The 14,304-nt window shown below is 72.7% G+C and carries 9 protein-coding genes; 5 read left to right on the top strand and 4 right to left on the bottom strand.

The window, feature by feature from the left end; translation table 11 throughout:
* Positions 1-26: 26 nt before the first annotated feature.
* The 5 genes from FJQ57_RS05210 (at position 27) to FJQ57_RS05190 (ending at position 7,251) form a co-directional block, all read left to right on the top strand.
* A complete protein-coding gene (locus FJQ57_RS05210) occupies positions 27-1,148 on the top strand; it encodes a BMP family lipoprotein (RefSeq protein WP_139978115.1) in 1,122 nt (373 codons plus the stop codon).
* Positions 1,149-1,281: 133 nt separating this feature from the next.
* Positions 1,282-2,796 carry an ABC transporter ATP-binding protein gene (locus FJQ57_RS05205; RefSeq protein WP_139978114.1) on the top strand — a complete coding sequence of 505 codons (1,515 nt, stop codon included), beginning with the start codon at positions 1,282-1,284 and terminating at the stop codon, positions 2,794-2,796.
* Positions 2,793-4,103 (top strand): ABC transporter permease, encoded by a 1,311-nt coding sequence (locus FJQ57_RS05200; RefSeq protein ID WP_246081591.1) that lies wholly within the window; start codon positions 2,793-2,795, stop codon positions 4,101-4,103. The genes FJQ57_RS05205 and FJQ57_RS05200 overlap by 4 nt, the downstream gene beginning before the upstream one ends.
* Complete coding sequence (locus tag FJQ57_RS05195; protein ID WP_246081590.1) at positions 4,100-5,395, top strand: ABC transporter permease; 1,296 nt, start codon at positions 4,100-4,102, stop codon at positions 5,393-5,395. The genes FJQ57_RS05200 and FJQ57_RS05195 overlap by 4 nt, the downstream gene beginning before the upstream one ends.
* A gap of 563 nt (positions 5,396-5,958) precedes the next feature.
* Entirely contained in the window at positions 5,959-7,251 is a 1,293-nt protein-coding gene (locus FJQ57_RS05190; protein ID WP_139978113.1) for an HNH endonuclease signature motif containing protein, read from the top strand.
* Between the two features lie 489 nt (positions 7,252-7,740).
* Here FJQ57_RS05190 and FJQ57_RS05185 read toward each other — a convergent pair whose 3' ends face one another.
* The 4 genes from FJQ57_RS05185 to FJQ57_RS05170 all read right to left on the bottom strand — a co-directional run bounded on the left by FJQ57_RS05185 (position 7,741) and on the right by FJQ57_RS05170 (position 14,232).
* Positions 7,741-8,940, bottom strand: coding sequence for an amidohydrolase (locus tag FJQ57_RS05185; RefSeq protein WP_139978112.1), 1,200 nt, complete (start codon positions 8,938-8,940; stop codon positions 7,741-7,743).
* A 351-nt stretch (positions 8,941-9,291) separates the two neighbouring features.
* Positions 9,292-10,281 (bottom strand): methylmalonyl Co-A mutase-associated GTPase MeaB, encoded by a 990-nt coding sequence (gene meaB / locus FJQ57_RS05180; RefSeq protein ID WP_139978111.1) that lies wholly within the window; start codon positions 10,279-10,281, stop codon positions 9,292-9,294.
* Between the two features lie 64 nt (positions 10,282-10,345).
* Positions 10,346-12,520 (bottom strand): methylmalonyl-CoA mutase, encoded by a 2,175-nt coding sequence (scpA, locus tag FJQ57_RS05175; RefSeq protein WP_139978110.1) that lies wholly within the window; start codon positions 12,518-12,520, stop codon positions 10,346-10,348.
* Positions 12,517-14,232, bottom strand: coding sequence for a methylmalonyl-CoA mutase family protein (locus FJQ57_RS05170; protein WP_139978109.1), 1,716 nt, complete (start codon positions 14,230-14,232; stop codon positions 12,517-12,519). Before FJQ57_RS05170 ends, scpA begins: the two co-directional genes overlap by 4 nt.
* Between the last annotated feature and the right edge of the window lie 72 nt (positions 14,233-14,304).

Genomic DNA, 14,304 nt, shown 5'->3' with positions numbered 1-14,304 from the left:
GGCCATACCCGGGAGGAAGCAGTTACATGAAGATGAGGAAGGCCTTCGTCGGCGGCGTCGCCGTCCTGGCGACCACGGCTCTGGCCGCGTGCGGGGAGGCTCCCTCGGAGTCGGGCGGCGAGCCCGGTTCGGGCGGCTCGTCCAGCGGCGGTGGCGAGGTCACGAACACGGACTTCCTCCCGTGCATCGTGTCCGACGCGGGCGGCTTCGACGACAAGTCGTTCAACCAGCTCAGCTACGAGGGCGTCCAGGGCGCCGCCGAGGAGCTCGGCACCGACATCCGCGAGGTCGAGTCCAACAGCGAGAACGACTACACGCCCAACCTGACCAGCCTGGTCGACGAGGGCTGCAACGCCATCGTGACCGTCGGCTTCGCGCTCTCCGCCGCGACCGTCGAGTCGGCCACCCAGAACCCCGACGTCGAGTACATCCTCATCGACGACGCGGCCGACAACGACTTCAACGGCGAGAAGGACGCGGACAACATCAAGCCGCTCCTCTACGACACCGCGCAGGCGGCGTTCCTCGCCGGCTACGCGGCCGCCGACTACAGCAAGACCGGCAAGGTCGGCACCTACGGCGGCCAGCCGTTCCCGACCGTGACGATCTTCATGGACGGCTTCCGCCAGGGCGTGGAGTACTACAACCAGGAGAAGGGCGAGAACGTCGAGCTCGTCGGCTGGACCGGCGACGACGAGACGGGGCTGTTCACCGGTGGCTTCGAGGCCAACCAGGCCGCGACCAACACCGCCAAGCAGCTCCTCGACCAGGGCGTCGACGTGATCCTGCCGGTCGGTGGCCCGATCTACCAGGGTGCGCTGACCGCCATCGCCGACTCCGGCGAGGACGTCGCGCTCGTCGGTGTCGACGCCGACTTCTACGAGACCGACCCCAACACCCAGGACCTCGTCCTGACCTCCATCCTGAAGAACATGGACGTCTCCACCGAGGAGGCCGTCGTGGCCGCCGGCAACGGCGAGTTCGACCCCGAGGCCTACGTCGGCACGCTGGAGAACGACGGCGTCGGCATCGCGCCCTTCCACAACTTCGAGGACAAGGTCAACGACTCGCTCCAGGGCGAGCTCGACGAGATCAAGCAGGGCATCATCGACGGCTCCATCCCGGTGACGTCCTACCTGCAGCAGTGAGCTCCACCCGCCGCTCCCCGGAGCGGTGACGACCCCGGGAGGGGGGCCGACCTGGGTCGGCTCCCCTCCCGCGGCGCGTCCGGGCCCGCCCCGCGCCTGTCCCCGAGCACCCACCGATCACTAAGGTCCACCCATGCAGCTGACCCTGCGCGACATCACCAAACGCTTCGGCAGCCTGGTCGCCAACGACCGGATCTCCCTGACCGTCGAGCCCGGCGAGATCCACTGCCTGCTGGGCGAGAACGGCGCCGGCAAGTCCACGCTGATGAACGTCCTCTACGGCCTCTACCAGGCCGACGAGGGCGAGATCCTGCTCGACGGGGAGCCGCGGAAGTTCTCCGGCCCGGGCGACGCGATCGCGGCCGGCATCGGCATGGTCCACCAGCACTTCATGCTGGTCCCGGTCTTCACCGTGGCCGAGAACGTGATGCTCGGCAACGAGTCCACCGGTCTCGCGGGCTCGTTGGACCTCGACGCCGCCCGCCGCCGGGTGCGGGAGATCTCCGAGCGCTTCGGCTTCCACGTCTCGCCCGACGCCGTGGTCGAGGACCTGCCGGTCGGGGTCCAGCAGCGCGTCGAGATCATCAAGGCCCTCTCCCGCGACGCCAAGGTCCTCGTCTTCGACGAGCCGACCGCGGTGCTCACGCCCCAGGAGACCGACGAGCTGATGCAGATCATGCGCCAGCTCCGCGAGTCCGGCGTCGCCATCGTCTTCATCACCCACAAGCTCCGCGAGGTCCGCGAGGTCGCCGACCGGATCACCGTGATCCGGCTGGGCAAGGTCGTCGGCGAGGCCAGCCCGAAGGCCAGCAACGCCGAGCTCGCCTCCCTCATGGTGGGCCGCCCCGTCGAGCTGACCGTGCACAAGGACCCGCCGAGGCTCGGCGACGACGCGCTGGTCGTCGAGGGGCTGACGGTCGCCGACGAGACCGGGCTGGTGCACGTCAACGACCTCAGCTTCACCGTCCGCGGCGGCGAGGTGCTCGCCGTCGCCGGGGTGCAGGGCAACGGCCAGACCGAGCTGACCGAGGCCCTGCTCGGCCTGCAGCAGCACGTGCTCGGCTCGATCCGCCTCGACGGGCACGAGCTGGTCGGCCGCGGGGTGCGCTCCATCCTCGACGCCGGTGTCGGGTTCGTCCCCGAGGACCGGCAGGTCGACGGCCTGGTCGGCACGTTCTCGATCGCCGAGAACCTGATGCTCGACCGCAGCTTCGGCAAGCCGTTCGTGCAGCTCGGCGCCGTCGACCGCGGCCGGCTGCGGGCCTTCGCCGAGACCAAGCTGAAGGAGTACGACATCCGCGCCCCCGGCATCGGCACCAAGGCCGGCAACCTCTCCGGCGGCAACCAGCAGAAGGTCGTGGTCGCCCGCGAGCTGTCGAAGGACCTCCGGCTGCTCGTGGCCGCGCAGCCCACCCGCGGCGTCGACGTGGGGTCCATCGAGTTCATCCACCAGCAGATCGTCGCCGCGCGCGACTCGGGCATCCCGGTGGTCGTGGTGTCCACCGAGCTCGACGAGGTCGTGGCGCTGGCCGACCGGATCATGGTGCTCTACCGCGGGCAGGTCGTCGGGATCGTCCCCGCCGACACCCCGCGCGACGTGCTCGGCCTGATGATGACGGGCGAGCGCCCGACGGAGGTGGTCGCGTGAGCGACGAGAAGCCCGACCTGTCCCAGGACCAGCCGGCCCAGCCGGACCGGCCGCGGGCCTCCGGCGGGGTCGACGAGAAGGCCGACCCGGGGGCGCAGAACTCCCCGCCGGCCGAGCTCGAGCACGTCGTACGCCCGCGTCGGCAGCAGCAGTGGCACACCGTGGTCCGCTCCATCACCACCGGCAACGCCCTGGTCGCGGTGCTGGCGGTCTTCCTCGCGGTGGTCGTCGGCTCGCTGATGATCATGTTCACCGACGAGGACGTGCGCGCCTCGGCGAGCTACTTCTTCTCCCGGCCGGGCGACTTCTTCGCCGAGTCCCGGGTGGCCATCGAGGGCGCCTACACCGCGCTCTTCCGCGGGTCGATCTACAACACCCGCGCCGAGGACTTCGCCACCGGCATCCGGCCGCTGACCGAGACGCTCAAGTTCGCCGGGCCGCTCATCGCGGCCGGCCTCGGCGTGGGCCTGGCCTTCCGGGCCGGCATGTTCAACATCGGTGGCCGCGGCCAGATGCTGCTCGCCGGTGGCGCGTCGGGCTACGTCGCCATCAACGCCGGGCTGCCCGGGCCGCTGCTCCTGGTCGCCGCGGTGCTGGCCGGCATGGTCGCGGGCGGCATCTGGGCCGGCATCGCCGGCCTGCTCAAGGCCCGCACCGGCGCCCACGAGGTGATCGTCACGATCATGCTCAACTACATCGGCTTCTACCTGCTCTTCTACGCCCTGTCCAAGCAGGGCTGGCTGCAGGCGCCGGGCTCGGTCAACCCCAAGTCGCAGGCCATGCCCGAGGACGCCGTCATGCCCCGGCTGCTCGGCGACCGCTACAACCTCCACCTCGGCTTCCTGCTGGCGCTGGTGGCCGTCGCCGTCGTGTGGTGGCTGCTCAACCGCTCGGCGCTGGGCTACCGGTTCCGCGCGGTCGGCGAGAACCCCAACGCGGCCCGCACCGCCGGCATCGACGTCGGCCGCACCTACGTCGTGGTCATGCTGATCGCGGGCTCGCTCGTGGGGCTCGCCGGTGCCAACCAGGTGCTCGGCACCGTCCCCAGCGGCGTGACCACCGACCTCGACGCCGGCATCGGCTTCGACGCGATCACCGTGGCCCTGCTCGGGCGGTCGCACCCGCTGGGCATCCTCGCCGCGGGCCTGCTCTTCGGTGCCTTCAAGGCCGGCGGCTTCTCGATGCAGGCCTCCGAGGGCATCCCGGTCGACATCGTGCTCGTCATCCAGTCCCTCATCGTCCTCTTCATCGCCGCGCCGCCCCTGGTGCGTGCGTTGTTCCGCCTGCCCACCAAGGAGGCCGTGTGAGCGCCGCGAAGGTCGAGGCCACCGTGCCCGACAAGCCTGTCGAGGACGAGCCGCAGGTCATCTCGGTCGTCTCGCTGAAGACCCCGGTGCTGTTGACGGTGGTCGCGGTCGCGCTGCTCGCGGCCGTCCTGCTGGGGTCGCAGGCCGGCGACACGACGTTCCGGCTCTCCACGCGCAGCGACTTTTTCGAGCTGCCCGAGATCACGGTGCCCGCCGAGGGCACCGCCCTCGGTGCGGTCGTCGTCATGCTCCTCCTCGCCGCCGAGTCGTGGCGCCGCTACGCCACCCGGAAGCGCACCCCCGGCTGGGTCGCAGCGGTGTACGCCGTCGTCGGCCTCGTCGGCTTCCTGTCCTGGGCCGCGGCCGGCGGCACCGTGCCGGTGGTCGGCCTGCTCGCGGGGGCGCTCGCCCTCGCCGTACCGCTGGTCTTCGGGGCCCTCGGCGGCGTCCTCGGCGAGCGCGCCGGCATCGTCAACATCGCCATCGACGGCCAGCTGCTGGCCGGGGCCTTCGCCGCGGCCCTCGTCGGCTCCGTCGCGGGCTCGGTGTGGGCGGGCGTGCTCGGCGCGATGGTCGCCGGTGTCGTCGTCGCGCTCATCCTCGGCGTCTTCGCGATCAGCTGCTACGTCGACCAGGTCATCGTCGGCGTCGTGCTCAACGTGCTCGTCATCGGCGTCACCAGCTTCATGTTCACGCAGGTGCTCGCCCCCAACACCGCCGAGCTCAACACGCCGCCGCGCTTCTCGGCCTGGGCGATCCCGGTGCTCGGTGACATCCCGCTCGTCGGGCCGATCCTGTTCCGCCAGACGCCGATCGTCTACCTGCTCTACGTCGCGGTCGCGGTCGTCACCTACGCGCTCTACCGCACCCGCTGGGGCCTGCGGGTCCGCGCCGTCGGCGAGCACCCCAAGGCCGCCGACACCGTCGGGATCAACGTCAACCGCACCCGCTACCGCACCGTGCTCATCGCGGGCGCGATCGCGGGCACGGGCGGCGCGTTCTACACCCTGGTCTCGGTCTCGCAGTTCAACCGCGAGATGACCGGCGGTGCCGGCTACATCGCGCTCGCCGCCGTCATCTTCGGCAAGTGGGACCCGATCCGGGCCACCCTCGCCGCGCTGCTGTTCGGGTTCGCCTCCAACCTCCAGGGCGTCCTGTCGGTGCTGGGCTCCCCCGTGCCGGCGCAGTTCATGCTGATGCTCCCCTACGTCGTCACGGTCTTCGCCGTCGCCGGACTGGTCGGCAAGTCCCGCGCCCCCGCCGCCGTCGGCCTCCCCTACCGCAAGGGCTAGCCGGCCGCGGCACAGGCGGAGGCCGCAATACGGCCCGGCTCGACCCACGGTGGTCCAGGAGGGACGGAGTCCCGTCTCGAGACCACGAGGCCGCAGCTGGTCAGCGGTCTGGCCCGGCTCGACCCACGGTGGTCGAGGAGGGACGGAGTCCCGTCTCGAGACCATGAGGCCGCAGCTGTTCAGCGGTCTGGCCCGGCTCGACCCACGGTGGTCGAGGAGGGACGGAGTCCCGTCTCGAGACCACGAGGCCGCAGCTGGTCAGCGGTCTGGCCCGGCTCGACCCACGGTGGTCGAGGAGGGACGGAGTCCCGTCTCGAGACCACGAGGCCGCAGCTGTCAACGGTCTCTTGGTGGTCGGGGACGTCGCCGCATGGCCCGGCTCGACCCACAGTGGTCGAGGAGCGACGAAGTCCCGTCTCGAGACCACGAGGCCGCAGCGGTCAACGGTCTCTTGCTGGTACAGGAGAGCGTCCTGTCTCTCGTCCCAAGATCCCTTCGCGAAACCGTCTACCTGATCGAACATGTCATCGACAACTGTCGGTGGTCGCGTCTAGCCTATTCGCATGACCAGCAGCCGCCTCCTCGACCCGGCCCTCGCCGCCGTGGCTGACGCGCGTGGGCGGATGCTGCGCGAGGAGGTTGCGACATTGGTCGCGGTGCTGGACTGGTGCGCGGCCTACGAGGTGTCGGAGGCGGAGGCGTCGCTCCACACCATGACCCCCGGGCTGCAGCTCGGCGGGCCGGGGTGTCCGTGGGTCAGCGAGTTCGACACCCACGACCTGGCCTGCGTCCTCGGACGCTCCCCCGACTCCTGTGCGACCTACGTCGGCAACGCCCTCGAGCTGCGCCACCGCCTCCCCCGCCTGTGGGCCCGGGTCGTCGAGTTGGAGGTGCCGGTGTGGAAGGCGTTCCGCATCGCAGAGCAGACCCAACAACTGCCGGCGGCGGGTGCGGCGGAGGTCGACCGGGCGCTCGCACCGACGGCGCACTCGTGCACCTTTACCCAGGTCGACCGCACCGTCGCCTCCGCACTGGCCGCGCACTGTCCCGAGGAGTTGGAACGCCGGCGTCTGGCGGCGTTGGAGCACCGTCGGTTCGACGTGCACCTCGACCACGTCCGCTCCCTCGACGGCACCGTCGTGGTCACCGGCATGCTCGACCTGGCCGACGCGGTCGACCTCGACACCGCCGTCGCCGGCGTGGCGGCCCAGCTCGGCGACCTGGGGTCGACCGAGTCCTGGGACGCCCGCCGCGCCCTCGCGGTCGGCGAGATCGCCCGCGCCCAGCTCGCGCTCGACCTCGAGGTCGGCAGCACCACGGGGCGTGGGGTGACCGTGTACGCGCACCTGCGCTCGGACTCCGACCTCGTCGAGACCGCTGGCACCACCATCACCACCGAGCAGCTCGCGGCGTGGTGCCGTCAGCCCGGCAGCAAGGTCACCATCACGCCCGTGGTCGACCTACCCGGCGGCGACCCCACCGCGGCCCTCGCCCTGGCCGAGCAGGTTGCGGCCTGGCTCGACACCGACGCCCACGTCCGACCCGTCATCGACCTGTCCGCCGACCACGCCAGCAGCGGCTACACGCCGTCACCGACGTTGGCCGAGCAGGTCGACCTCCGCGACCAACGGTGCGTGTTCCCCCACTGCAACCGACGCCGGACCGACCGCGACCACATCCAGCCGTACGACTCCGGCGGCGAGACCCGCTCGACCAACCTCGCGCGACTGTGCCGGTCCCACCACCGCGCCAAGACCTTCTCCGACTGGGACTACCAGCAAGTCAGACCGGGCGTGTTCGAGTGGTACTCCCCCGCCGGCGCGACGTACACCGTCGACCGCTCAGCCGAGCCCTGACCACCGAGCTCCACACCCCGCCGACCTCCACCGGCGGGACCAGACGCGCGCCCAGGGCCTTGAGGGATCGCTGACGAGCGCACGTCAGCCGCCGGGGCGGCACCCACGTCGGCTGGGGAGTGACGAACCCCAGCGAGGAACCTCGAAGCCACCGCGACCGACACGTCGCCCCCACCCGTGGGCGGCCGGGAAAGGCGCCACGGCTGCGGCCACGGGGTCTCGAGACGGGACTCCGTCCCTCCTCGACCACCGTGGGTCGAGCCTGCCACTGCACCCCGAGTGTCAAGCGATTGACGGCGACCCCACGGGGCCAGACGCGTTCCTAGCGCCGCTGAGGACCTCAGCGAGGAGCTTCGAATCCACCGCGACCGACACGTCGACCCACCCGCGGCGGCCGAGGATGGCGCAACGGCTCCGGCCAGGCGGTCTCGAGACGGGACGCCGTCCCTCCTCGACCACCGTGGGTCGAGCCCGCCACGGCGCCGGGTCTCAGGCGAGCAGCGACCCCACGGCCGCCTCGGCGAGCACCCGCGCGCCGATGCCGACCGCGCGCTCGTCGACGCGCAGGTTGCCCTGGTGCAGGTCGTACGTCGGGCCGCCGGGCGTCCGGGTGCCGAGGCGGAACATCGCGCCGGGCACCTGGTCGACGTACCAGCCGAAGTCCTCTCCCCCGAGGCTCTGCGGCACGGTGGTCTGGCCGGTCACGCCGAGGACCTCACGGGCGGCGGCGGCGAGGACGGCGTTGGCGGCGGCGTCGTTGACCACGGGCGGGACGCCCTGGAGGTAGTCGACGGTGGCGGTGACGCCGTAGGGCCGGACGATGTCGTGGATGGCCTCGCGGATGATCGGCTCGCACCCGGCCCAGGCGACCGCATCGAGGATGCGCACGGTGCCGGCGACCGTGCCCCGGTCGGGGATCACGTTGACCGCAGCGCCCGCGTGGACCACGCCCCACACCACGCTGACGCCGGCACGGGGGTCCATCCGGCGGCTGAGGACGGCCGGCAGCTCGCTGGTCACCTTGGCCAGGGCGAAGGTGAGGTCACCGGTCAGGTGGGGGCGGGAGGTGTGTCCGCCGGTGCCCTCGAGGTGCACCTCGATCTTGTCGGCGGCGCTGGTGAGCGCACCGGAGCGCAGGCCGACGCGGCCGACGTCGACGGCGGGGTCGCAGTGCAGCGCGAAGATGCGGTCGACGTCCTCGAGGTGGCCGTGGGCGATGAGGTGCTTGGCACCCCCGGGCATCACCTCCTCGGCGGGCTGGAAGAACAGCCGCACGCGCCCCGGCAGCTCGCCGCGCTCGTGCAGCTCGGCGAGCGCGAGCGCCGCGCCGAGCTGGCTGATCGTGTGCACGTCGTGGCCGCAGGCGTGCGCGACCCCGTCGACGGTGCTGGCCCACGGCTGCCCGCACGCGTCCTGCACCGGCAGCGCGTCCATGTCGGCGCGCAGGGCGACGGTCGGCACCCGGCCGCCCGAGCCGGCGTCCTCGCCACCGAGCTCGGCCACGACCCCGGTCGGCGCCGGCAGCGTCACGCGCCAGCCGGCTGCCTCGAGCCGCTGGGCGACCAGGTCGGTGGTGCGGTGCTCGGACCAGGACAGCTCGGGGTGGGCGTGCACGTCGCGGCGGAGGTCGACCAGCTCGGCGTCGTACTTGGCGACGACCTCGGCGAGGAGGGAGGAGTGGTCGGGCACCGGTCCAGGCTACTGCTCGGCCCGCCCGCTCCCTCGCGGCCCTCGCAGGGGTGGCCGGGCCCTCGGTGGCCCTGGTGGGATTGCCGGATGGACGGCAGCAAGACCCCGCCGGACGACCGCCGCACCCTCGTCCGGCACCTCGCGGTCGGGATGGTCGCGGCCGGATCGTCGCGGCCCTCGCGGTGTTCCGGGGCGCGACGTGGAACCTGCCCCTCGTGCTGGTGCTCGTCCTGACCGCCTTCCTGCCCGCGGCACGCGGGATGGGGTCGCGAGCAGCGCGCCGGGCGGCGGCACGGCGGCGCACACGGCGGCGCACCGGCTGACCGGGACGGGCCGCGCCCGCGGGGGGCCTCAGCCGCCGTCGTACGCCGCCAGCAACCGGTCGGCCGCGACGGTGGCGGGCAGGTCGCCGGCGAGCACCTCGCGCCGCACGTCGTCGCGGATGGCGCGGACCCCGGGCGAGTGCCGCAAGCGCTGGTCGAGCTCGTCGCGCACGAGCGCCCAGGTGAAGTCCAGCTGCTGGTCGGCGCGCTTGGCCGCGAGGCCGTCGGGGCCGAGGTGGTCGCGGTGGGCGTGCACCCGGTCCCAGACGTCGTCGACGCGGGCGTCGTGCAGCGCCGAGCACGTGACGACGGGCGGGGCCCACTCGCCGTGGCCACGCACGAGGCGCAGCGCCCCGGCCAGCTCGCGGGCCGCGACCCGGGCCTCGCCCTCGTGGTCGCCGTCGGCCTTGTTGACCGCGACGACGTCGGCGATCTCGAGGATGCCCTTCTTGATGCCCTGCAGCTGGTCGCCGGTGCGGGCCAGGGTCAGGAAGAGGAACGTGTCGACCATCCCGGCGACGGTCACCTCGCTCTGCCCGACGCCGACGGTCTCGACCAGCACCACGTCGTACGACGCCGCCTCGAGCACCGCCATCGCCTGCACCGTCGCGCGGGCGACGCCGCCGAGGGTGCCGGCCGACGGCGAGGGCCGGATGTATGCCGCCGGGTCGGCCGCGAGGCGGGCCATCCGGGTCTTGTCGCCGAGGACCGACCCGCCGGTGCGCACGCTGCTGGGGTCGACGGCGAGGACCCCGACGCGGTGGCCGGCGGCGGTGAGCCGCGAGCCGAGCGCCTCGATGAACGTGGACTTGCCGACGCCGGGGACGCCGCTGATGCCGACCCGCACCGCGGGCGAGTGGACCCCGGACTCCTCGGCGGAGGTGAGCCGGGTCAGCAGCTCGCGGGCGGCCTCGCGGCGCTCACGCTTGCCGGACTCGACCAGCGTGATGGCCTGCGCCACCGCCGCGCGACGACCGTCGCGGATGCCCTCGACGAGCGTGTCGACGTCGGGGGTCACGGGAGTGGTCTCGAGACAGGCGCCAGGGCGCCTTCCTCGACCACCGTGGAGCGCGGTCGACCCATCAGTGGCCCAGCTGCTCGCGCAGCTTGGCGAGCAGGTCGAGGGCTGACTCGGCGATGACCGTGCCGGGCAGGAACACCGCGGCGGCGCCCATCTCCTGCAGCGTCGGGACGTCGTCGGGCGGGATGACGCCGCCGATGACGGTCATGATGTCGTCGCGGCCCTGCTCGGCCAGCGCCTCCTTGAGCGCGGGCAGCAGCACGAGGTGGCCGGCCGCGAGCGAGCTGACGCCGACGATGTGCACGTCGGCGTCGACCGCCTGCTGGGCGACCTCCTCGGGCGTGGAGAACAGCGGCCCCACGTCGACGTCGAAGCCGAGGTCGGCGAAGGCGGAGACGATGACCTTCTGGCCGCGGTCGTGCCCGTCCTGGCCCATCTTGGCGACCAGGATGCGCGGGCGGCGGCCCTCGGCCTCCTCGAACGCGGCGGTCGCGTCGAGCACCTGCTGGAGCAGGGTGCCGTCGCTCTCGCTCGCCGTGTCGCGGTACACGCCGGAGATCGTACGGATGACGGCCTGGTGCCGGCCGTAGACCTTCTCCAGCGCCTCGGAGATCTCCCCGACCGTCGCCTTGGCGCGGGCGGCGTCGACGGCCAGGGCGAGCAGGTTGCCGTCGAGCGAGCCCTTCTCCGGGCCGCGCTCGGCACTGCCGGTGAGCGCCTCGAGCGCCCGGCGCACCGCGTCGTCGTCGCGCTCGGCGCGCAGCCGCTCCAGCTTGGCGACCTGCTGGCGGTAGACGTCGTCGTTGTCGACCTTGAGCACGTCGAGCTTGTCCTCGGCGGCCAGCCGGTAGGTGTTGACGCCGATGACCTGCTGCGCGCCGGAGTCGATGCGGGCCTGGGTGCGGGCCGCGGCCTCCTCGATGCGCATCTTGGGGATGCCCTGCTCGATCGCCCTGGCCATGCCGCCGGCCCGCTCGGCCTCCTGGATGTGGGCCCAGGCGCGCTCGGCGAGGTCGTGGGTGAGGCGCTCGACGTAGTAGGAGCCGGCCCAGGGGTCGATGGTGCCGGTGGTGCCGCTCTCCTGCTGCAGCAGCAGCTGGGTGTTGCGGGCGATGCGGGCCGAGAAGTCGGTCGGCAGCGCGATGGCCTCGTCGAGGGCGTTGGTGTGCAGGCTCTGGGTGTGGCCCTGGGTCGCGGCCATCGCCTCGATGCAGGTGCGCTGGACGTTGTTGAAGACGTCCTGCGCGGTCAGGCTCCACCCCGAGGTCTGGGAGTGCGTGCGCAGCGAGAGCGACTTGGGGTTCTGCGGGTCGAACTGGCGGACCAGCCGCGACCACAGCGCCCGGGCCGCGCGCATCTTGGCGACCTCCATGAAGAAGTTCATCCCGATGGCCCAGAAGAAGCTCAGCCGCGGCGCGAACTGGTCGATCGTCATGCCGGTCTCGAGCCCGGCCCGGATGTACTCGACGCCGTCGGCCAGGGTGTAGGCCAGCTCGAGGTCGTTGGTCGCCCCGGCCTCCTGGATGTGGTAGCCGGAGATCGAGATGGAGTTGAAGCGCGGCATCTTGGCCGAGGTGTAGCTGAAGATGTCGGAGATGATCCGCATCGACGGCGCCGGCGGGTAGATGTAGGTGTTGCGGACCATGAACTCCTTGAGGATGTCGTTCTGGATGGTTCCCGCGAGCTGCTCCGGCTTCACCCCCTGCTCCTCGGCGGCGGCGATGTAGAGCGCGAGCACCGGCAGCACGGCGCCGTTCATGGTCATCGACACCGACATCTCGTCGAGCGGGATGCCGTCGAAGAGCGTGCGGGTGTCGTAGATGGAGTCGATGGCCACGCCCGCCATGCCGACGTCGCCGCGCACCCGCGGGTGGTCGGAGTCGTAGCCGCGGTGGGTGGCCAGGTCGAAGGCGACCGAGAGGCCCTTCTGGCCGGCCGCGAGGTTGCGCCGGTAGAAGGCGTTGGACTCCTCGGCGGTGGAGAACCCGGCGTACTGCCGGACCGTCCAAGGCTGGGTGGTGTACATCGTCGGGTAGGGCCCGCGCAGGAACGGGCTCAGCCCCGGCCAGGTCTCGAGCGCGTCGAGGCCCTCGAGGTGCTCGGGGCCGTAGACCGGCAGCACGCCGATGCCCTCGGGGCTGGCCCACGGCTCGGCTGCCGGGGAATCGGGGCTCGCTGCGCTCGCCCCTCGACCACCGTCGAGCGGCAGCCCGGAGAACGACCTGGGGACGCTCATGCCAGCGCCTCTCTCGTGCGGGTGAGGAACGCGTGGGCGTCGACGCCCATCGCGCAGGAGTCGTCGGCCCACTCGGCGGGCTTGCCGGCCACGACCACGTGGGCCACGCCGGCCTCACGCAGGGCGGCGGCCGCGGCCTCGCCCCACTCGGCGTAGGCCGCGTCGGTGCCGGCCAGGCAGGCGACCCGCTGGCCGTCGTGGGTGGCGACGAGGTCGTCGACGCCCTCGGTGGCGCCGGCCACGTCGACCGCGACGCCCCCGGCGGCGAGCAGGTTGGTGGCGAAGGTGGCGCGGGCGGTGTGCGCGGCGACCGGGCCGAGGGTGGCCAGGAGGACGTGGGCCGCGGGCGGGTCGTCGCGCAGCGCCTCGAAGCTCGCGCCGTACGACGTCACGCCGAGCCCCGGCCCCGACCGCTCGGGCAGCGTCTCGGCCAGGTGCGGGAACTCGGTGAGGCCGGTGAGCGGTCGCTTGCGGGTGCGCACCTGCTGCTCGCGGGCCTCGACCACCGCGGCCACGAGGTCGTCGAGGTCGGCGCCGTCCTCGAGCTCGCCGAACAGGCGCCAGGCCTCGACGGCGAGGTCGTCGGTGAGCTTCTCGACCGCGTAGGAGCCGCCGGCCGGGTCGGCGACCCGCGCGACGTGGGACTCCGAGACCAGCAGGTGAGAGGTGTTGCGGGCGATGCGGCGGCCGAAGCCCTCGGGCCGACCCAGTGCGGAGTCGAAGGGCAGCACGGTGAGCGCGTCGGCGCCGCCCACACCCGCGGCGAACGCGGCGACGGTGGTGCGCAGCATGTTCACGTAGGGGTCGTAGCGCGTCATCATCGGCCGGCTGGTGACCGCGTGCAGCCGCATCGGCACCGGCTCGGCCGCGCACAGCTCCTGCAGGCGGGCCCACAGCCGCCGCGCCGCGCGGAGCTTGGCGATGCCGGGCAGCTGCTCGTCGGTGACCGCGAGGCGCACCTCGACGAGCGCGGCCGCGTCGGCGACCGACGAGCCGGCCTCCTCGGCGGCGCGCAGGAAGGTGGCGCCCTGGGCGAGGAGGGCCGCGAGCTCGAGCGCGTCGGACCCGCCGCGGTCGTTGACCGGTGTCGCGTCGAGCACGAACCCGAGCACGCCACGCTCGGCCGCCCGGGCGGCCAGCCCGGCGTCGTACGCCGGCAGGCCGAGCTGGGTGCCCGGGTGCAGCTCGAGGTCGCCGGCCCAGTCGAGGAACGCCGCGGCGGTGGCGGCGGGGTCACCGGTCGGCTGCAGGACGACGGGCGCGAGGTCGACGAAGACGCCCTCGAGCAGCGTGGCGAGGTCGGTGTCGGGGCCGACCTCGACCCAGACCGACGTCGCGCCGCCCTCGAGGTCGGCGAGCAGCTCCTCGTGGACCGCCTTCTCCTCCCCCGCGGCGGCGAAGGTGCGCACGTCCCACGGGCCCTGCCGGGTCGGGCGGCCGGATGTCGCCAGGTCGTCGAGCAGGTCGGGGGTGCCGAGCGGCGGCAGCGCGATCCCGTCGAGCGAGGTGCGGGTGAGCATGCTCCACACCAGGTCGTCGGGGTCGTCGTCGGTCATCCGGCGCGCCTTGCGGAGCACCTTCGCCGTCTCCCGCTCCCAGTCGGCGCGGGTGTGCCGGTCCTCCGGCTGCGCCAGGTCGAGCGAGCCCTGCTCGGGCTCCAGCTCGGTCGGCTCGTCCAGCCCGCCCTCGACGGCGGTCTGCTCGGTCGTCATGGTGGGCACGATAGGGACGCGACGTGACCGGTGCCACCGAGTGTGATGCCCCTCCCACACCGACCGTTCATG

It is taken from the genome of Nocardioides litoris (assembly GCF_006346315.1).
GTDB lineage: Bacteria > Actinomycetota > Actinomycetes > Propionibacteriales > Nocardioidaceae > Nocardioides > Nocardioides litoris.
Note: the sequence above shows the minus strand (reverse complement) of the source record. Positions and strands in the feature narration are given on the sequence as shown.